This is a genomic window from Pseudundibacterium arcticum, assembly GCF_042646465.1.
In the GTDB taxonomy this organism is placed as follows: Bacteria; Pseudomonadota; Gammaproteobacteria; order Burkholderiales; family Burkholderiaceae_D; genus Undibacterium_A; species Undibacterium_A arcticum.
This window is the reverse complement of the sequence record NZ_JBHRTP010000066.1, coordinates 18917-38719: the sequence shown is the minus strand read 5'-3', so window position 1 is coordinate 38719 and position 19803 is coordinate 18917. Positions and strand designations below refer to the sequence as shown.

Annotated in this window: 16 protein-coding genes; all 16 read right to left on the bottom strand. The window is 60.1% G+C overall.

All coding sequences use genetic code 11. The annotated features are described in order from the left end of the window. Positions 1-30 precede the first annotated feature (30 nt). On the bottom strand, positions 31-1233 hold the full coding sequence (gene fdhA, locus ACFOFO_RS18985) for a formaldehyde dehydrogenase, glutathione-independent (RefSeq protein ID WP_390322466.1): 1203 nt from the start codon (positions 1231-1233) through the stop codon (positions 31-33). Between the two features lie 175 nt (positions 1234-1408). Continuing rightward, positions 1409-2524 carry an FAD-binding oxidoreductase gene (locus ACFOFO_RS18980; protein WP_390332421.1) on the bottom strand — a complete coding sequence of 372 codons (1116 nt, stop codon included), beginning with the start codon at positions 2522-2524 and terminating at the stop codon, positions 1409-1411. A gap of 3 nt (positions 2525-2527) precedes the next feature. Beyond that, entirely contained in the window at positions 2528-3787 is a 1260-nt protein-coding gene (locus ACFOFO_RS18975; protein WP_390332418.1) for an aromatic ring-hydroxylating oxygenase subunit alpha, read from the bottom strand. Positions 3788-3796: 9 nt separating this feature from the next. Further along, positions 3797-4603, bottom strand: coding sequence for an electron transfer flavoprotein subunit beta/FixA family protein (locus tag ACFOFO_RS18970; protein ID WP_390332416.1), 807 nt, complete (start codon positions 4601-4603; stop codon positions 3797-3799). A gap of 276 nt (positions 4604-4879) precedes the next feature. Further along, entirely contained in the window at positions 4880-5986 is a 1107-nt protein-coding gene (locus tag ACFOFO_RS18965; RefSeq protein WP_390322464.1) for an electron transfer flavoprotein subunit alpha/FixB family protein, read from the bottom strand. Beyond that, on the bottom strand, positions 5987-7855 hold the full coding sequence (locus ACFOFO_RS18960; protein WP_390332415.1) for a (Fe-S)-binding protein: 1869 nt from the start codon (positions 7853-7855) through the stop codon (positions 5987-5989). It abuts the gene before it with no gap. A 1-nt stretch (position 7856) separates the two neighbouring features. Then, positions 7857-9917: an oxidoreductase gene (locus ACFOFO_RS18955; RefSeq protein WP_390332413.1), complete on the bottom strand. Its 2061-nt coding sequence runs from the start codon at positions 9915-9917 to the stop codon at positions 7857-7859. A gap of 9 nt (positions 9918-9926) precedes the next feature. Next, positions 9927-10445 carry a DUF5943 domain-containing protein gene (locus ACFOFO_RS18950; protein WP_390322462.1) on the bottom strand — a complete coding sequence of 173 codons (519 nt, stop codon included), beginning with the start codon at positions 10443-10445 and terminating at the stop codon, positions 9927-9929. Positions 10446-10501: 56 nt separating this feature from the next. Continuing rightward, entirely contained in the window at positions 10502-11473 is a 972-nt protein-coding gene (locus ACFOFO_RS18945) for a dipeptidase (RefSeq protein ID WP_390322461.1), read from the bottom strand. A 29-nt stretch (positions 11474-11502) separates the two neighbouring features. Continuing rightward, on the bottom strand, positions 11503-12774 hold the full coding sequence (locus ACFOFO_RS18940) for a serine hydroxymethyltransferase (protein WP_390332410.1): 1272 nt from the start codon (positions 12772-12774) through the stop codon (positions 11503-11505). Between the two features lie 36 nt (positions 12775-12810). Continuing rightward, entirely contained in the window at positions 12811-14187 is a 1377-nt protein-coding gene (locus ACFOFO_RS18935; RefSeq protein WP_390322459.1) for an L-serine ammonia-lyase, read from the bottom strand. Positions 14188-14199: 12 nt separating this feature from the next. After that, on the bottom strand, positions 14200-14919 hold the full coding sequence (locus tag ACFOFO_RS18930) for a sarcosine oxidase subunit gamma (protein ID WP_390322458.1): 720 nt from the start codon (positions 14917-14919) through the stop codon (positions 14200-14202). Continuing rightward, positions 14912-17941 carry a sarcosine oxidase subunit alpha family protein gene (locus ACFOFO_RS18925; RefSeq protein WP_390322457.1) on the bottom strand — a complete coding sequence of 1010 codons (3030 nt, stop codon included), beginning with the start codon at positions 17939-17941 and terminating at the stop codon, positions 14912-14914. Before ACFOFO_RS18925 ends, ACFOFO_RS18930 begins: the two co-directional genes overlap by 8 nt. Next, positions 17938-18231, bottom strand: coding sequence for a sarcosine oxidase subunit delta (locus tag ACFOFO_RS18920; protein ID WP_390322456.1), 294 nt, complete (start codon positions 18229-18231; stop codon positions 17938-17940). Before ACFOFO_RS18920 ends, ACFOFO_RS18925 begins: the two co-directional genes overlap by 4 nt. Positions 18232-18249: 18 nt before the next feature. Further along, positions 18250-18438 carry a hypothetical protein gene (locus tag ACFOFO_RS18915; RefSeq protein ID WP_390332409.1) on the bottom strand — a complete coding sequence of 63 codons (189 nt, stop codon included), beginning with the start codon at positions 18436-18438 and terminating at the stop codon, positions 18250-18252. Positions 18439-18483: 45 nt separating this feature from the next. Next, entirely contained in the window at positions 18484-19740 is a 1257-nt protein-coding gene (locus ACFOFO_RS18910) for a sarcosine oxidase subunit beta family protein (protein WP_390322455.1), read from the bottom strand. Positions 19741-19803 lie beyond the last annotated feature (63 nt).

Below are 19803 nucleotides of genomic sequence, written 5' to 3'. Positions count from 1 at the left end.
GAGGCTTCCCGCGGCCCTTGTCGCCAGCAGTTAGGCCGCTTTCTTCAGCAAGTTGTGCGGATCGATGACAAACTTTTTCGGCGTGCCGGCATCGAATTGCGCATAGCCGCTGGGCGCTTCGTCGAGCGTGATCAGTTGCACGCCGACGATTTCCGCAATATTGATGCGATCCCACAAGATTGCCTGCATCAACTGGCGGTTGTACTTCATGACCGGTGTTTGGCCGGTGAAGAAACTGTGCGATTTGGCCCATCCCAAACCGAGGCGGACGCTCAGACTGCCACGCTTGGCAGCTGCATCGACCGCACCCGGGTCTTCGGTCACATACAGTCCCGGGATGCCGATGCGGCCGGCGGCGCGCGTGACTTCCATCAATGAGTTGAGCACGGTCGCGGGGGCCTCCGCACGTGATCCTTCGTGACCATGCCCGCGCGCCTCAAACCCCACGCAATCCACTGCGCAATCGACTTCCGGCGTGCCGAGTATTTGCTCAATCTGTTCGGAAAGCGTCGCATCCAGCGATAGATCGACCGTCTCGAAGCCCACTTTACGGGCGTGCTGCAGTCGCGCCGGATTGACATCGCCGACGATCACCACGGCGGCACCCAGCAAGCGCGCCGATGCCGCCGCCGCCAATCCCACCGGGCCAGCGCCGGCGATATAGACCGTCGTGCCGGGGCCGACGCCGGCGCTCACCGCGCCGTGGAAACCGGTCGGCAGAATGTCCGATAGACACGTCAGATCCTTGATCTTGGACATGGCCTGATCCTTGTCTGGAAAACGCAGCAGGTTGAAGTCCGCATACGGCACCATCACGTATTCGGCTTGTCCGCCGACCCAGCCACCCATGTCGACGTAACCATACGCGCCGCCGGCGCGCGACGGATTGACCGTGAGGCAAACACCGGTGTGCTGTTCCTTGCAGGTGCGGCAACGGCCGCATGCGACATTGAACGGCACCGACACCAGATCGCCCTTCTGCAGCGTCTCGACATCGGCGCCGAGCTCGATCACCTCGCCGGTGATCTCATGGCCGAGCACCAGGCCCGCCGGCGCCGTGGTTCTGCCGCGCACCATGTGCTGGTCAGACCCGCAAATATTGGTCGAGATGACTCTCAGGATCACGCCGTGCCCGATTTTCTTGCCGTTCGGCGTTTCCAGCTTCGGAAACGGAATCGAATGCACTTCCACTTTGCCCTGCTCAATATAAACGACACCACGATTGCCTGACATATCATCTCTCCAGAATTTGGCGCTACGTCTTCGGTTCCCGCTAAAGTGCTTGTACGGGGCTAAACTGCTCTACTGCAAATTCGGCATGCAAATAATTTCAAGCAGATCGTTTGCGCAACACCGGCCAAACACCGGGCTCATTTTTCGCTGCGAGCCAGTTTTAGACGGGGTGTGTCTAGCGTTCAAGGACCACGTCACCGAGCGGTTTGCTGCAACAAGGCAAAATCCATCCCTGATCGATTTCACGCTGACGGATGCCGCCTGCGTGTTTCATGTCGACTTGCCCTGAAACCATTTTTGTTTTGCAGGTGCCGCACAGACCCTGCGTACACGATACCGGCAAGCGCATACCGACCTCACGTGCCGCTTCCAGTATGGTTTGACTGCCGCTGCAGGCCACTTCGTCGCCGCTGCGCGCGAAGCGCACCGTATGCCGGGCGGCCGGCTCGGGACTGGCGGCCACGCGCTGTTCCGCCTGTGCGGCAGGGACCGTTGCTGCGCTCAATGTTTCGAACGAAAAGCTCTCTTCGTGGTAACGCGCCATGTCAAAACCGGCTTGCTGCAATATCGTTCGCACCGCAGCCATATACGGTGCCGGGCCGCAGGTAAACACTTCGCGCTCCAGAAAATCGGGTGCGATGTTGTGCAGCACCGCCTGGCTCAGAAAGCCATTGAAGCCGGCCCACGCAGGCTGATCGCCGTGACGTTCGCAGACGAAGCCCAAACGGAAATATTGGTGATTGCGCGCCATCAATTCCAGCTCGCGCGCAAAAATGATATCGCTGGGCGTACGCGCACTATGCACGAACGCAATATCGGCATTCAGCGTCAAATCGTGCACCGCGCGCGACATCGACATCAGTGGCGTAATGCCGCTGCCTGCCGATAAAAACAAATATTTATGCTGCGCTGGCACGGCTTGCATGAAGCAGGAAAATTCACCCGCCGGACCGAGCACGCGTAGCGCGTCGCCTGCTTTCAGATTGTCGTGCAACCAGTTCGATACCGCGCCGCCTGGTACGCGCTTGACGGTAATCGACACGGTATCCGGACGCGTCGGGCTGGATGACAAGGTGTAGCATCGATTGATATTCTGACCGTCGATTTCCAGCTCAAGCGTGATGAACTGCCCCGGCGCATAGCGCAGCAAGCGTGGTTCCACTGCGCTTAGCACGAAGGTTTTTACATCGTGGGTCTCCTGCCGCACTTGGCGGCAGACCAGCGTGTCATCGCGATTGCGATCCCACAGGATCGGCGCCATCGATAGATCGGGTAGCTGCAAATCGACCATGAATTACTCTACCAAGGCAGACAAGCGATTGACATACCAGTTGCAGAATTTTTCCACCAGCATTTCGGTGAAAGGCGAATACGGCCCCGGCTCATAGGCATCGCTGCGAATACCCTGCTGCGATTGCTCCACCAGCGCCCGATCCTGTGCATTGGTGGCGACCCATACGGCGGTCAGATTGTCGAGGTTGTAGTCGCGCCCTTCGACTGCATCCTTGTGCACCAGCCAGGTCGTGCGCACCATCGTTTTTTCTGCCGAAATCGGCAATACCGTAAACGTCACGATGTGATCGCTCATGAAATGGTGCCACGAGTTCGGCTGCGTCCAGAACGACAAGCCGCCCAATGCCGCCTCGTCGAAATCGCCCAGCAATTTTTTGCAGGCCACTTCGGCATTCATGGTTTGCGATTGCCCGGCGCGATCCAGCGGCAAGCGTTCGGTGCGGAATCCGGTAATGCGGTCATCCAGATGTTCCAGCTCATTCGAGGGCAAACCGAGCGCTTCCCATTCGGCATGGCGGCGCTTCACGGTTTGCTGGTACTGCTCGAGTCCCTCGCAATTCTCCGGATTGGGCGCATAGCCGAAACCGTATTCGTACAGCGAGATGGTGAGTTCCGGATGGTTGGCGCGGCAGTGATAGCACTCGCGATTGTTTTCCATCGTCAACTTCCAGTTGCAGTCTTCGATGATATCGATCTGCTTGGCGATTTTGCAGTCGGCCATGCGATGCGGCGCGATATAAGGCTCCATCGCGCGCGCCATGTCGTCGATATCGGACGGCGGATTGTCAGCCAGACAAATGAACAGCAGGCCGCCGATATTACGCAAATGCACGGGTTTCAGCTTGTGCTGCGATACGTCGAATTGTTCACCCATATGCTCGGCAAACATCAGCGCGCCTTGCAGGTTGTAGGTCCATTGGTGGTAAGGGCAGACCAGGTTGCCGACTACGCCTTTTTGTTCCTGACACAAACGCGAACCGCGGTGGCGGCAGACATTGTGGAAGGCGCGCACCTGCATGTCGTCATCGCGCACGATCAACACCGAGGTGCGTCCGATCTCGACCGTGATGTAATCGCCCGCTTCGGGCACGCTCGGTTCCGGGCCGACATAAATCCAGTGCTTGCCGAAGATCAATTCCATGTCCAGCTCAAAAATCCCTGGATTGGTATAAAACGGCGCTTCCAGACTGTACTGCGGCTTACGGCGTGCCAACAGGGCGTGAATATCCGGTGTCTTGGCTGTCATTTGAATGGTTTTCATACGCAATAATCAAAAGTCGATGAGACGATGTTCACGTAAATAGGTGAGCAAGACTTGTGCTTTTGCGACAGCATTTCCCTGTTTAACGACTTCTCCGCCGCGCGCACCGCTATCGCCGCCGATTGCACCCAACATCCGGCTATGGCCGCTTTGCGCCACCGTGGCCTTGAACGGACGGGGGCGACGGGCGGGCTCATATTGCCAGGCAGACGCGGCAATATTGCCAGAATGACCACCACCTGTGGTTTGCGTGATGCGGCCGACTGCGGCGCGTGCATGGGCGAACTGCCGCGTTTGCGGCGCGCGCGGGTGCACCGCCAGTATCGCCGGCGCCGACATTTCCAGCCGGCGCCGCATCCCCTTGGGCAAAAACTGGCGCACAGTGAGCAGGCGGCCTTGCAGCGTCGCTTCCAGAACGTCGGCGATCAAGGGCATGCGCAATCCCTCGGCCAGCAGATAGGGCAACAGGCCGGACGCAGTTTGTCCCTCCGATCGGTTGCCGCATAGCACGAGATCAAAGCCGGATAAGCGCGCCAGCAAGGCCGGCACCACATCGGCTTCGGCCGGCACTGCCAATACCTCGATGCTGGCGGCGCCCAGTCCCAGGTAATCGCGCAAGTCATCTGCGCTCGCGCTGCCTGCGCACAGCACCGTGAGTCGTTCCGGCAGCGCCAGCGAGCAAGCCAGTTCGAGTGCCGCCGCGTCGCTTGCGCTGCGCAGCGGTCGGCCACTGACCGGGTGCCGGGCGTGTGATACGAGTACCGCAATCTTGAGGGAATGGTTCATATTGTCGGGAGCCTTGGGGAAAAATTTCACTTGCATTCCCGCCCCTTCAAGGGGAGGGTTAGGGTGCGGATGGGTTAAAAATTATGGCGACACTTGCGATGTACCCCATCCCCCACCCAACCTCCCCCTTGAAGGGGGAGGAGCCTAAAAACCGCGCTGTGCTTGACTCTTGAGACTCACGGGTAAAGACCAGGTCGTAGGATGGGTAGAGCATAGCGAAACCCATCGCTTTTTCCTGATACACCTGATGATGGGTTTCGCTACGCTCTACCCATCCTACAAATGCACTCATTTGCGTAAGTCCTACTAATACGTACTCGCAGTACGCGCCTGTTGCACCAATTGCAACAACGCTTGCATCAAGGCTTGCGTATCCTCGACCAAGGTCAGATTGGCGCGCTTGGCAATCGGTGCGCTCTCATCCAGGTTGACCGAAATCACATGGCGGCAATCTTTAATGCCTTGCAAATGCTGGACCGCGCCGGAGATGCCGAGCGCCAGATACACGCTGGCCTGCACGGTCTTGCCGGTGGCACCGATTTGCTTGCCGCGCGCAAAGCGCCCATCGTCCACAGCGACCCGCGACGCGCCGGTGGCGGCACCCAGCACTTGCGCCAACGCGGTAAAACTTTCCATATCGCGCATGCCGTTGCCGCCCGACATAATGAAATCGGCTTCTTCCAGCGCAATCTGATCCGGGCTGCTCGCTTCCAAACCCAGATCGCGCACGCCTTCGTCCGGCAAGGCCGCCAGTACTGGCGCCGGTTGCACTTGACCATGCCCGACGAAAGGCAGATTCGCATCGACGGCATGGCGCGCCAGCAGCATGATGTCAGGCAAGGCACAGCGCGCGAATCTGCCGCCTGGAATGATGCGGCAAGCGCTGTCGCTGCTCAGCTCCACCACGTCGGTCGCAATCGTGCGCCGGGTGCGCGCAGCCAGCCGGCGCCCCAGATCGGCATCGGCGTTGCGGTCGGGCAGGAGAATGTGCTGCGGCTGATATCTGGCAATGAGTTCCTGTACCAGCGCCAGCTTGAGGGCCGGATTAAACTGCGTGGCCGCGAGTTGCGGCAGCTGGATCACGGTATCCGCCGCAGCCGCGCCCAGCTCTTCGCCGGTGCCGCCCAGCACGGCCACCACGACACCGGTGTGCGCATCGGCCAGCAGCGCGGCAGCGGCAATCGCCTGTCGCGCATGTTCGTCCAGCGCGCCGCGTTCGCTATGCAGCAACACCAGGATGTGACGGCTGGCTGCCTGCGTGCTGCGCAAGGGCTTTTGTTGTGCCGCATGTTGCGACGTATGCACCTCGCGCGAACCCTGTTCGGTCCCGACGATGATGCGCTTCCTGCCGCTGGCGGCGATGACATAGGGACGGCGCGGATTGACGCGGCGCACAGCCTGCTGATGTTCCATTTAATCCCCCAAGCGTTGCGCAACCAGTTCGGCCAATTCCATCACTTCCGGGCGTGGACCCACCACGCCTTCGAGCATCCCGGTACAGTTCGGGCACGCTACGGCGACCGTCTCGGCACCGGTGGCGCGCGCATCGGCAATGCGAATATCGGGAATCCGCGTGGTACCCGGAATATCGGTAAACGGCGCCCCGCCGCCGCCGCCGCAACAGCGGCCGCGTTCGCGCGAACGTTCCATTTCGCGCACGCTGATACCGAGTGCGCGCAATACCGCGCGTGGCGCTTCGAGTTCGCCGTTATAGCGGCCCAGATAGCAAGGGTCGTGATAAGTCAGCGGCGCAGCGGGCGGCGCGTCTTTCAGGCGGATCCGCTGCTGCTGGAACAACTGCGCTAGCAATTGGCTGTGGTGCCATACATCGTAGCGACCACCCAGTACCGGATATTCATTTTTCAGGCAATGGAAGACATGCGGGTCCGGCGTGACGATGTGCTTGAATTGCAATCCATCGAGCAGCGCGATATTGCCCTGCGCCAGTTTTTGAAACGTCGCTTCATCACCCAAACGGCGCGCCAGATCGCCACTATCGAGCTCGGCCTCGCCCAGCACCGCAAAGCGTACGCCCGCATGTTGCAGCACCCGCACCAAGGCGCGCAGCGCCCGCTGATAACGCATATCGAATGCGCCTTCACCGGCAATCAATAGCCATTCGATTTCCTGCCCGGTCGCGAGCGTCGGTACATTCAAGTCGATCGCCCAGTGATAACGCACCGCCTTCGGATAGCCGCCGACGGTGTCGGTATGGCGTAAATTCTCCAGCGCTTGCGCCCCCTTTCCAGGCACCGCACCTTGCACCATAGTTTGCTCGCGGCGCAGGTCGACGATGGCATCGACATGCTCGATCAGCATCGGGCATTCCTGCACGCAGGCGCGGCAAGTGGTGCAAGACCAGATCGTGTCGGCATCGATCAAGCCCGGCACGATCGCCTGGTGCGGCGCGCCCCGGTGTTGCCCGACCGGCTTGCCGGGATAAGGCGTGCCGGCATAGGCCGCATCGCTTTTGCTGGCCAAGCCTGCCACCAGATCCTGAATCAGCTTTTTGGGATTCAGTGGTTGCCCGGCCGCGAGCGCCGGGCAAGCCGCTTCGCACTTGCCGCACTGCACGCAGGCATCGAAGGACAACAGGCGGTTCCAGGCGAAATCCGCCGGTTTCGCGACTCCATAGTCGCCCCTGGACAATTGGAGCGGCTTCAAATCGGTCGAGCGCTTGCCGGAAAAACGTTCGGGACGCGGATGAAATGCCAAATGCAGCAAACCGGCGACCGCGTGTTTCATCGGGCCGCCAGCACCAATCCCGAGTGCCAGTTCGGCACCGCCTATTACCAGCAGCGCAATGACGATGAAAGCCGGAGCCTGGCCGCTGGCAGGCGCCCACCATGCGGCCAAACCGGCACCGCAGGCAAAAACGGCCAGCGTAAAAGGCAGGCGCATCCAGGGCCCGCGCGACAAACGGGTGGGTGGCGCACGCCGACGCCAAGCCATCAGTGCCGAGCCTGTCAACATCAAGGCCGAGGCTGCCAGCAGCACGCGGTCCAACAGCGGTGAATACAATGCCAGCCCGTAGTTGATCGCAATGACCAGAATCGCCAATACCGCACCGCCTGCCACTGCCACGTGAGAACGCGCAATGAAAGGCTCGCGCGCCACCACATGATGCAAGTCGACAAAATAGCGTTTCGGAATCGCCAGCAAACCGCTCCACGCAACTCTCGCAGGGCGACCGTTGTGCCACAGTCGCGCGCGCTGCGCCAAGCCCAGCAGCAGCAGCCCGAAGGCACACCAGAACAATAGAGTCAGGACCAGCGGAAGCATATTAAAAGTCCTTGCACAAGCGCAGCGCATCGTAAATGGCCGCATGGATGTTATGCATCGACACGCAGTCGCCGACCCGGAACAACAGGAACTGGCCGTTTTCCAATGGCTGCGCCAGACTGGGTTGCGGCTCTGCGGCAAACAGCGTGTGGATGTCGGTTTGCCCCAGATTGGCGGAACGCTCTTTCAGCTCCCAATACAGGCCATCGTTGGGCAGGATGCCGTTTTCGATCACGACTTGATCGACTTCGCGCTCTTCCAGCTCTTCGGTATATTCGTTGCGCAGCACCGCAATCAGCTTGTCGCCCTCGCGCTGCACGCTGTCGAGCCAGTAATTGGGCGTCATCACGACGCCTTGCGCATACATGCGGCGGTAGAAAATCGGGAAGGTGGTACCGCCCACGTCGTCCGCCACTTTGACATCGGGCGTGACGATTTCGACGACACTGCCGCGGCTCGCCAAGAAGTCAGTCACGCCGGCACCGGCCTGGTTGCTGACGCCGTCATACACCAGCACATTTTTTCCAGGCGCCACTTTGCCGGAAAGTATGTCCCAACTGCTGACCGCCAAGCCTTCACTCGCGCCCCACGCCGGCACTTGCCCGGTATGACTGGTGCCGCCGGTGGCTAGCACCACGATATCGGGTTGCTCCGCCATAATGGTTTTAGCATCGGCTGCCACACCCATGCGACGATCCACCCCCAGGCGCTTGGTTTCCATATCGAACCAGCGCACGATGCCGGCCATTTGTTCGCGTTGCGGCGCCTTGGCAGCGAGCATGATTTGACCACCGACCTGCTCGCTCTTTTCAAACAACACCACGTCGTGGCCGCGTTCGCGCGCGACGCGGGCCGCTTCCAGCCCGGCTGGGCCGGCGCCGACCACGACCACCTTGCGCTTTTTCCCTTGCGATTTTTCAATCAGGTGCGGCATGGTTTGCTCGCGGCTGGTGGCGGCGTTTTGCACGCATAGCACATCCAGTCCGTTATATTGGCGATCGATGCAATAGTTGGCGCCGACGCATTGCTTGATCTGGTCTTCGCGCCCGTCGCGAATTTTCACCACCAGATACGGGTCGGCGATATGCGCGCGCGTCATGCCGACCAGATCGCACATGCCAGCCGCCAGAATGCGCTCGGCCTGCACCGGGTCGCGTATGCTTTGCGCGTGCATCACCGGCAACGACACGACCGATTTGATGCCGGTCGCCAAGTGCACGAAAGGCTCCGGCGGCAACGCCATCGGCGGCATGCAATTGACTAGCGTGTTATGCGTATCGGCACCGGAGCCAATCACGCTGATGAAATCGATCAGCCCGGTCTGCTCCATTGCTTGCGCAATTTCCTTGAGCATCTCGTGGCTCAAGCCATCTTCGTGGAATTCATCGCCGCACATGCGCAAGCCTACGCAAAAATCGCTGCCGACTGCTTCGCGCACCGCGGTCAGCACCTCAATCCCGAAGCGCAAGCGGTTTTGCAGACTGCCACCATATTCGTCGACCCGCTTGTTGGTGCGCGGGCTCCAGAATTGGTCGATTAAATGCTGGTGTGCGGCAGAGATTTCGATGCCATCCATGCCTGCCGCCTGCACTCTCTTTGCGGCCGCAGCAAAATCTTGCACGATGCGGCGGATCTCATGCATCTCGATGGTCTTGGCATTGCCACGATGCACCGGCTCGCGGATGCCGGAAGGGGTGACCAGGTGCGGCCAATGTTCGCCGTGATAATTGGAACGGCGCCCCATATGGGTCGCCTGAATCATGATTTTTGCACCATGCTTGTGCATGGTTTCGGCCAGGCGCGCCAACGGCTCGATGATGCGGTCATGCGACAGATCGACCGATTTCCACCAGCCCTGCGGGCTATCGATGGAGACCGAGCTGGAGCCACCGCAAATCGCCAGGCCCAGGCCGCCTTTGGCTTTTTCTTCGTAATAGCGGATGTACCGCTCGCCCGGCAAACCGTTTTCGGCGTACACCTCGGCATGCGCGGTGCTGATGATGCGATTGCGAATCGTCACCTTGTTCAAGGTGATCGGCGCAAACAGGTTCGGATAGCGCATGCAAACCTCTTATTTTGGTTCAACGGTAAACACGCAGTACGCATGGCCTTCGGCCGCGCATTGCGTTTCGCGGCTGACAGTCGTGTAACTGCGGTCGGTGTTCTTGGCCACCCAATCCATCGCACCGGAAAACCAGCCGGCAAACATGTAGCACAGCTTGTCTGTCGCTTCGGGTTGCGCCAGCACAAAGGTGGAATGGTGCAGCGTAATGCGGGCATGGCCGGTTGCCGCGTCGGCTGACTCAAAAGCAAACAAGCCCCAGCCGCGCTGCGACAGGCGCTTCAGATAATGCTCATACACTGCGATACCGGATAAGCCATGCATGGCCGCTTCCTTGTCGCACCAGTAATAGGCCGACTTGTAGCCGGCATCGTATAACTGTTGCGCATAGCGCTCGCGCCCCAACGCAGCTTCAATCGCCGCATGGTTGTTGACAAAAAAATGCCGCGGCACATACAGCATCGGCAGGCTGTCGGTAGTCCATACGCCGGTGCTTTCATCTACGTCGATTGGCAATTGCGGTTTCATGGTTGGGTCTTTCTTATGAGAGAACAGTTGTAATCAATGCGCCAACAAAGCTGTCGTCATGCGCCCCAGACCTCAGCAAACACACGCACCCAGTTCTCGCCCAATACCTTGCGGATACGCGCTTCCTTCCACCCTGCTTTTTCCATCGCTGCGGTCAGATTCGGAAATTCACCTATGGTGCGGATGCCGAGCGGATTCAATATCGTGCCGAAGCTGGTCAGCTTGCGATAGCGTCCCTTGTCATGCGTGATCCAGTCAAAAAACCCCTTGTCGTAACCTTGCGTGAAGTCGGTGCCGACGCCAACGCAATCTTCACCAACCAGGTTGATCACGTAATCGATCGCCTCCACATAGTCATCCACCGTTGCCTCGATGCCGCGCTTCAGGAATGGCGGGAACATGGTCACGCCAATGAAGCCGCCGTGATCGGCGATGAAGCGCAACTGTTCGTCGCTCTTGTTGCGCGCATGTTCTTTCAGGCCGGAAGGCAGGCAGTGCGAATAGCAGACCGGTTTTTTCGATTCGAGAATCGCTTCTTGCGAAGTGTTGCCGCCGACATGCGAGAGATCGACCATGATGCCGACCCGATTCATTTCCGCGATCGCTTCGCGGCCGAAACCGGACAAACCACCGTCGCGCTCATAACAGCCGGTGCCGATCAGGTTTTGCGTGTTGTAGCAAAGCTGCACTACCCGCACCCCCATGTCGGCATAGGCTTCGATATAGCCGAGGTTGTCTTCAAACGCATGCGCATTCTGAAAGCCCAGCACGATGCCGGTTTTATTGCTCTTTTTGGAATCCAGAATGTCTTGCGTGGTACGCACCAGCGAAACCAGTTCGCCGTTCTCTCGGATCAGCTTCTTCATGTCCGCGATATTGTTGACGGTATCCTGAAATCCTTCCCACACCGACACGGTGCAGTTGGCCGCGCTCAAGCCGCCGCGGCGCATGTCCTCAAATATCGAGCGATCCCATTTGGCAATAATCAAGCCGTCGATTACCACGGAATCGTTATGCAGATTGCTCATGTTCTCTCCTGAAAATTGTGTGGCGGCGCTCAGTAAATCGGGAATTGTGCGCACAGTGTCGACACTTCGGCACGTACGCGTTGCTCGATCGCGGCATTGCCTTGCGGGTTGTCGCGCAAGCCGTTCAACACTTCCAGCATCAACGCGCCAATCCGGCGGAACTCCTCCACACCGAAGCCGCGCGTGGTGCCCGCCGAAGTGCCCAGACGCACGCCGGAGGTGATGGTCGGCTTTTCATCGTCGAATGGAATACCGTTTTTATTGCAAGTGAAGCCGGCGCGCTCCAGCGCATGCTCGGTTTGATTGCCTTTTAATCCCATCGGCCGCAGATCGACCAGCAATAAATGGTTGTCGGTGCCGCCGGTCACCAGGTCGACGCCGCCGGCTTTCAGCACTTCGCCCAGCGCGCGCGCATTGTCGACCACGGACTGGATGTAGTGCTTGAAGTCGGGCCGCAGCGCTTCGGCAAACGCAACCGCCTTGCCTGCGATCACGTGCATCAAGGGTCCGCCTTGCAAACCTGGGAATACTGCGGAGTTGATCTTTTTCGCGATCTCTTCATCGTTCGTCAAGATCAGGCCGCCGCGCGGTCCGCGCAGGGTCTTGTGCGTGGTCGACGTCGTCACGTGCGCATGCGGCACCGGGCTGGCGTGCACGCCAGCCGCGACCAGTCCGGCAATGTGTGCCATATCGACCATCAGGTAAGCACCTACCGCGTCGGCAATCGCGCGAAAACGCGCCCAATCGATCTCGCGTGGATAGGCCGAAAATCCGGCAATGATCATCTTCGGTTTATGTTCATGCGCCAACCGTTCCACTTCGTCGTAATCGACCCGGCTGTCTTCGCGCCGCACACCATATTGCACCGCCTTGAACCATTTGCCAGACATGGCCGGCTTGGCGCCATGCGTCAAATGTCCGCCCGCCGACAACGCCATGCCCAGCACGGTGTCGCCCGGCTGCAGCAATGCCAGCATGACCGCGCCATTGGCTTGTGCGCCCGAGTGCGGCTGCACGTTGGCAAAGCGCGAGCCGAACAATTGCGTGACGCGCTCAATCGCCAGGCTCTCGACCACATCGACTTGTTCGCAGCCGCCGTAATAGCGTTTGCCCGGATACCCTTCGGCGTATTTGTTGGTCAGCACCGAACCCTGCGCTTCCATGACCGCGCGCGAAACGATGTTTTCGGACGCAATCATTTCGATCTGGTCGCGCTGGCGCAACAGTTCGCCGCTGATGCCGGCCATGATTTGGGGATCGGTTTCGGACAGCGTGCCGCTAAAGAAAGACTGGTTCAACATGGGTTCTCCGTAGATTAGGTTGCCTAAGTTTCGTTGTTAGCAGTAGACGACGTTGACCGCCAGTCCGCCAAGCGAGGTTTCTTTATATTTGCTCTGCATATCGACGCCGGTCTGGCGCATGGTTTCGATCACTTGATCGAGCGACACCAGATGCGTGCCGTCGCTCATCAAGGCCATCCGGGCCGCATTGATCGCCTTGATCGCGCCCATGCTGTTGCGCTCGATGCAAGGCACTTGCACCAAACCATTGATCGGATCGCAGGTCATGCCCAGGCAATGTTCCATCGCAATCTCGGCGGCATTTTCAATCTGTGCATTGCTGCCGCCCAGCACCGCCGCCAAGCCGGCAGCCGCCATCGAGCACGACACGCCGATCTCGCCTTGGCAGCCCATTTCAGCGGCGGAAATCGAGGCGTTGCGTTTATACAGCATGCCGATTCCTGCTGCGGTGAGTAAAAACCGCTGCACGCCATCGTCGTCGGCGCCCTCGCAATAGCGCGTGTAATAAGACAGCACAGCGGGAATCACGCCGGCCGAGCCATTGGTCGGCGCGGTGACCACGCGCCCGCCGCTGGCATTTTCTTCATTCACCGCAATCGCAAACGCGCTGACCAGATCCATCAAGGCAAAATCGGCGGTCAATTTGCCGTTATGCCCGAAGCCCGCTTGCCGATACAGCGCAGGAGCGCGGCGTTTCACGTTCAAGCCGCCAGGCAGCACGCCCTCGGTGTTGAGACCGCGCTCGATGCAGGTGCACATGACCTGCCACACCGCCATCAGCCGCGCGCGGGTGCTCTCCGCGTCTTGATAGGTCAGTTCATTTTTCCAGACGATATCGGCGATGCTGCAATTTTCACGTTCGCACCATGCCAACAAATCCTGTGCGCTGGCAAAAGGGCATGGCCCGGCATGGGCTTGCCCGCTGCTGCTGGCGTGCGCTGCGATTTCCGCCTCGTCCATCACCGCGCCGCCGCCAATCGAAAAATAATCGCGCTGCAACAGCAGTGCGCCGTGCGCGTCGTAAGCACGCAAGCGCATCCCATTCGGGTGTTGCGGCAGACTCTGCCGCTTGTGAAACAACAGATCGTGGTCGCAGGCAAAAGCTATCTCCTGCACGCCGCCCAGCACTAAGCGCTGTTGCGAGCGAACCGCATCGATGCGCTGCTGCGCGCTGGCCGGATCGACCCGATGCGGCACTTCCCCCAGCAATCCCAACAGCACCGCACCATCGGTGCAGTGACCAACGCCGGTCAACGCCAGCGAGCCATATAAATCTACCTGCACGCGCGCCACTTGCGTCAGTTGCGGATGCAATAGCTGCAAGAAACGACTGACTGCCAGCATCGGGCCGACGGTATGCGAGCTGGAAGGCCCGATGCCGATGCGGAACACTTCGAATACGCTAAATGGCATGGCGCGGCCTTCCTATAGCAAACCGAGGACGGGATGGCCGGCGTCATGTTCGAGCTCGCTGATGCCCAAGCCATACGGACGGGCTGCCTGGCGCAGCAGGGGCCACACATAATCGGCAAAGCTGCGCCGGAAAATCACAAACACGCCGTGTGCATCGATCCGATACACCAGCATGTTGGCCTTGCCGCACACGGTGCCGACTGCCCGTCCCTCGGTAATCGTCGAAAAGTCGTACACGCCCACATGGTGCAGCACCGCGAGCTGCTTGGTTCCGCTCAAATACACTTGCGTCAAGCCGCCGGAATTGTCCACCATCTGCGCATGCAGGCCATCCGATGCCGCTTGCAGGCGGGCCAGGCAATTTGCCAGTTGTGCACGGGCACACACCAGCAGCCATTCGTCCGGTGCCTGCCACAACAGCACGCCATGCGGTGTGCGGATAAAGCTGCTGGGCTGGGTCGGCGGCGCGACACCGAGCACGTCTTGCACGGCCGCGTTGAAAGCGGCATCTTGCGCATCGCCGCGCACCACGAGGTAGCCCAACAGCGGCACCTCGTTCATCCAGACGCCGCACGTGTCGTCTTGCGGGCGCGCTTTGGCCTGCAGACCGAAGGCATGCAGCGGCGATTGCAGATACGGTTTGAACGCGGTGCCGGCTCCCGACGGCGAGTGCGAGTAGCCTTTGAGCATCGGGCCGCCTCCCGACGGAGCTTGCAAATAGGCATTAAACATTGTGACGTCCTCCTTGCGGATCAACAAATACCGGTGAAACGATTTTCGCCTTGGTGACTTTGCCGCCATCCCACGCATACAGGGTTTGGCCTTCCTTGACCGCGCCGCCTTCCACCATGGCCAGCGCGACTGAATGTCCCAGGAAAGCACTGTGATAACTGGAGGTGACATGCCCCAGCATCTGCACCTGGCCGCCGGTGTGCGGGCTCTCCAGGATCTGCGCACCCTCGGTCAATACCGCGTGCGGGTCTTCGGTCATCAAACCGACCATTTGCTTGCGATCGCTGCGGGCCGTATCGGCGCGCGCCAGCGAACGCTTGCCGAGGAATGAATACGGCTTCTTCATGCTGACCGCCCAGCTCATGCCAAGGTCGATCGGCGTGACCGAACCATCGGTATCCTGTCCAACGATGATGAAGCCCTTTTCCGCACGCAGCACGTGCATGGTTTCGGTGCCGTAGGGCGTAATGTCAAATTCAGCCCCGGCCTTCATCAGCGCTTCCCACATGTAGTGGCCGTAGCTGGCATCGACGTTGACCTCATACGCCAACTCGCCGGAAAAGCTGATGCGGAATACGCGCGCCGGAATCCCGGCCACGGTCCCGGCCCGACAATCCATGAACTTGAACGCTTCGGGCGACAGATCGATATCGCTGCATAATCTGGCGAGCACGGCGCGGCTCTTCGGCCCCACCAGCGCGGAGGTGGCCCAATGGTCGGTGACCGACGTCAGATACACCTTCAGCTCAGGCCATTCCGTTTGCAGCCAGCGTTCCAGCCATGACATCACGCGCGCGGCGCCGCCGGTGGTCGTGGTCATCAGGAAATGCTGATCGTCCAGGCAAGCGGTCACGCCGTCGTCCATGACCATGCCGTTTTCATCCAGCATCAAGCCGTAACGGCATTTCCCCGGTGCCAGCTGACTCCAGGCGTTGGCGTACACCCGGTTCAGGAATTCGCGCGCATCCGGCCCGCGCACATCGATTTTCCCGAGCGTGGAGGCGTCCAGCATGCCCACCCCATTGCGGGTCGCGACGCATTCGCGATTGACTGCCGCGTGCAGATCTTCACCAGCCTTGGGAAAGTACCAGGGGCGCATCCACTGGCCGACCACCTCGAACTTCGCGCCGCGCGCGCTATGCGCGGCTTGCATTGCCGTGTAGCGGGATGGATCGAAGGTGTCGCCGCACATGGCGCCGGCCAGCACCCCGAACGCAACCGGCGTGTAGGCGGGACGATAGGTGGTGGTGCCCACTTCGGAAATCGGTTTGCCCAGTGCTTCAGCGGTAATCGCGAAGCCATTGACGTTGGATAACTTGCCCTGGTCGGTGCCGAACCCCAAGCCCGTGTAACGCTTCACAAGTTCGATCGAGCGGTAGTTTTCACGCACCGCCAGATGAATATCGGAGGCCGCCACATCGTTTTGGAAATCGACAAACGCCTTGGCGCCATGTCCTTCCGCCTTACCATCGGGCACCCGGAAAATGCGGCGCGCCGGCGCCGCATCGACTGCGCAATTGATGCCGACCGCGCGCGGTGCCGATACCGAAGTCGGTTTGCCGAGCGTCGTGCATAAAGCCAGCACCGTGCGCGTGGTCTGGGCCAGCGCGGCATGCAAACCGAATTCACCGACTACCGAGCCGACGCAAGCCACGCCGGCGCGGCCGTCAGATGGCGCAACGAAGGCCAGCTTTTCTTCGCTCCACTGCGGACGGCTGCCGTTGTGGCAAAACAGGTGCACGTTGGGCGACAGGCCGCCGGACGACAGCAGCAAATCACAGCGCACGTTCGGCCCGCTAGCGACCACGCGATTTTGTTGGCCATCAAGCCGCACCAACTGCGCGCCGCTCACCGCGCGACCGCCCAATGCCGACGCAATGCCATAGCCGTTGAGCAATTCCACACCTGCTTCTTTCGCCGCCTTGGCACGCGCGGCGAGGCCGCCTTCGGCACGGGTGTCGGCCAGCGTCACCGCTGCCCCGGCTTGCGCCAGATCGCGCGCCGCGCCATATGCCCAGTCGTTGCTGGTCAACACCAGCACGCGTTGTCCGGCACGCACCTCATAGCGGTTCAGATAAGTCTGTCCGGCGGCCGCGGTCATCACGCCCGGCAAATCGTTATTGCCAAACACCAGCGGTCGTTCAATCGCACCGCTGGCCAACACCACATGACGGGCGCGGATTTTGTGCAGACGTTGGCGCGGCAATTCGGGGTTGCGTTGCGCCGGCGACACATGGTCCTGGATCAGCTCGACCGCTTGCACCAGATTCTGGTCATGCAGCGCAAATGCGGTGGTGCGCGGCAAACGTGTCACATTCGGCAAGCCGTCCAGCTCGTTGACGCAACTGCGCAACCAGGTCAGCGCGCTGTAACCATCGACGTTGGATTCATGGTCCGACAATAACCAGCCGCCCATTTCCGATTGTTCGTCCACCAGCATCACGCGCAGCCCGGCGCGGGCCGCGATCAAGGCCGACCAGATGCCGCAAGCCCCGCCGCCCACCACCAACACATCGACATGGTGGTGCAAGTGATCATAGTGTTCCGGATCGGGCTGCTCCGGCGCATGGCCATAGCCCGCCGCGCGGCGAATCAGGTCTTCATACAGCGGCCACATCTTCGCCGGCGCCATAAAGGTCTTGTAATAAAAACCTGCCGGCATAAACCGTGCGGCACGGCCCATGATGCTTTTCACGTCGACCTTCAGCGAAGGCCAGCCGGTGGTGGAAAACGCCTGCAAACCGGCATACATTTCCACTTGCGTGGCTTTCAGATTGGGAACGGTGCCGGCGCCCTGCTCCAGCTGAATCAGTGCATTCGGCTCTTCCGCTCCGGCACCGATGATGCCACGCGGACGACCGTACTTGAAGCTGCGCCCGATCATGCGCACGCCATTGGCGAGCAATGCCGAAGCCAGCGTATCGCCGGCGTAGCCCTGATACGACTTGCCGTCAAAGCTGAAGGACAGCGACTGTTCGCGTTTGATGCGCGAGTTGGGGCGATTTACACGATGCGAGTTCAAGCTTCCTCCTGCAGATAAAGGCGTTTGCCTTCGGCCAGCGTCCAGCAGCCGGCGATTTCGTGGGTGGCGGTGTGGCGCTTGACCACCACCACCTTGCGGCAGCCGGCGGCGTGCAGCCATTGCTCCCAATGCCAGCCCTTGGAATTTTTGCGCATGAAGACGTAATCGCCCCATTCGGCATCGCTGGCGCTATCGGGCGTCGCCGGGCGCACAATAAAGGCTTCCCCGGCATTGCTGAATTCTTCTTCTTCGCGCGCCTCGGCGCAGTGCGGACAGTGCAATATAAACATGAGCCAGTTCTCCTTAACCTAGAAACGGTAGTTGAACGCGCCCGATGGTGCGTTCGGACGGATGGCTGGCGCGAAGCGACGACGCAGCAGGCCTATGCCTGCAAGGAGGAGCGACAAAGCCAGGCGCCCGTCCGAACGCACCAGCGGGTGCGTAGCGCTCTCACCCATTTGGTGACTTGTGCCGAAGGGCGGAATAGTTGTGTTCATATGGCTTTCCAAACAAAAGTGAGCGGTCAACTGCCGTTTCTAGGTTTAGTGCGCGACGGCGGCTGCACCGTGCTCATCAATCAAATGCCCGGTGTGGAAACGGTCCAGCGCAAATGCGGCATTCAGCGGATGCGGGTCATCGTGCGCGATGGTGTGCGCAAACACGTTGCCGGAACCCGGTGTCGCCTTGAAACCACCCGTGCCCCAGCCGCAATTGAAGTACAAGCCCTTGACCGGCGACTTGCCGATGATCGGGCAGGCGTCCGGCGATACATCGACAATGCCGCCCCATTGGCGATTCATGCGTACCCGCGAGAACATCGGGAACAACTGGATAATGGCGGCGGCCGTATGTTCAATGATGTGCGGACTGCCGCGTTGCGCGTAGCTCAAATAACTGTCGATGCCGGCACCGATCACCAGTTCGCCCTTGTCGGATTGACTGACGTAACCGTGCACCGCATTCGACATCACCACGGTATCCAGCATCGGCTTCAGCGATTCCGACACAAAGGCCTGCAGTGGATGGCTTTCCAGCGGCAGGCGTATGCCCGCCATTTTGGCCAGCGTCGACGAGTGCCCGGCAGCCACGCAACCGACTTGATCGGCACGAATCAAGCCGCGCGAAGTTTGCACGCCGCGGATCCGTCCGCCTGCAATATCCAGCCCGGTGACTTCGCATTGCTCGATAATGTCGACTCCCAGATTGCTGGCCGCGCGGGCAAAACCCCATGCCACCGCATCGTGGCGCGCGACACCGGCGCGCGCCTGAAAACTGGCACCCATGATCGGGTAGCGTGCTTTGCTGCTGGTATCGAGCAGCGGGATGCGCTGCTTGACCTCGGCTGCGGACAGCACCTGGGCGTCGATGTCATTCAACAGGTTGGCATTGACGCGGCGTTCGATGTCGCGCATATCCTGCAGCGTGTGCCCGAGATTGAACACGCCGCGCTGACTGAACATGACGTTGAAGTTGATTTCCTGCGACAAGCCTTCCCACAACTTGAGCGAGTGCTCGTACAGCATCGACGCTTCGTCGCACAAATAGTTGGAACGCACGATCGTGGTGTTGCGTGCGGTATTGCCGCCGCCCAGATAACCGCGCTCCAGCACCGCGATATTGCGCACGCCATGTTCCTTGGCAAGGTAAAAAGCGGTCGCCAGGCCGTGCCCGCCGGCACCGATGATGATGACGTCGTAGGAGGACTTGGGCTCGGGACTGCGCCAAGCCGGTGTCCACCCTTCATTTTGTTTGAAGCCCTCTTTGATCAGGCTCCAAATTGAGTAGTTCTTATATGCCATGGTGCGCTTTCAAGCGTTGGTTTGTAGTCGTTATTATTGAGATTCCGCGCAACAAAAAATTGA

Coding starts and splice junctions, on each gene's coding strand:
- fdhA (WP_390322466.1), bottom strand. CDS start 1,233: ATGTCAGGCAATCGTGGTGTCGTTTATATTGAGCAGGGCAAAGTGGAA.
- ACFOFO_RS18980 (WP_390332421.1), bottom strand. CDS start 2,524: ATGGTCGATTTGCAGCTACCCGATCTATCGATGGCGCCGATCCTGTGG.
- ACFOFO_RS18975 (WP_390332418.1), bottom strand. CDS start 3,787: ATGAAAACCATTCAAATGACAGCCAAGACACCGGATATTCACGCCCTG.
- ACFOFO_RS18965 (WP_390322464.1), bottom strand. CDS start 5,986: ATGGAACATCAGCAGGCTGTGCGCCGCGTCAATCCGCGCCGTCCCTAT.
- ACFOFO_RS18960 (WP_390332415.1), bottom strand. CDS start 7,855: ATGCTTCCGCTGGTCCTGACTCTATTGTTCTGGTGTGCCTTCGGGCTG.
- ACFOFO_RS18955 (WP_390332413.1), bottom strand. CDS start 9,917: ATGCGCTATCCGAACCTGTTTGCGCCGATCACCTTGAACAAGGTGACG.
- ACFOFO_RS18950 (WP_390322462.1), bottom strand. CDS start 10,445: ATGAAACCGCAATTGCCAATCGACGTAGATGAAAGCACCGGCGTATGG.
- ACFOFO_RS18945 (WP_390322461.1), bottom strand. CDS start 11,473: ATGAGCAATCTGCATAACGATTCCGTGGTAATCGACGGCTTGATTATT.
- ACFOFO_RS18940 (WP_390332410.1), bottom strand. CDS start 12,774: ATGTTGAACCAGTCTTTCTTTAGCGGCACGCTGTCCGAAACCGATCCC.
- ACFOFO_RS18935 (WP_390322459.1), bottom strand. CDS start 14,187: ATGCCATTTAGCGTATTCGAAGTGTTCCGCATCGGCATCGGGCCTTCC.
- ACFOFO_RS18930 (WP_390322458.1), bottom strand. CDS start 14,919: ATGTTTAATGCCTATTTGCAAGCTCCGTCGGGAGGCGGCCCGATGCTC.
- ACFOFO_RS18920 (WP_390322456.1), bottom strand. CDS start 18,231: ATGTTTATATTGCACTGTCCGCACTGCGCCGAGGCGCGCGAAGAAGAA.
- ACFOFO_RS18915 (WP_390332409.1), bottom strand. CDS start 18,438: ATGAACACAACTATTCCGCCCTTCGGCACAAGTCACCAAATGGGTGAG.
- ACFOFO_RS18910 (WP_390322455.1), bottom strand. CDS start 19,740: ATGGCATATAAGAACTACTCAATTTGGAGCCTGATCAAAGAGGGCTTC.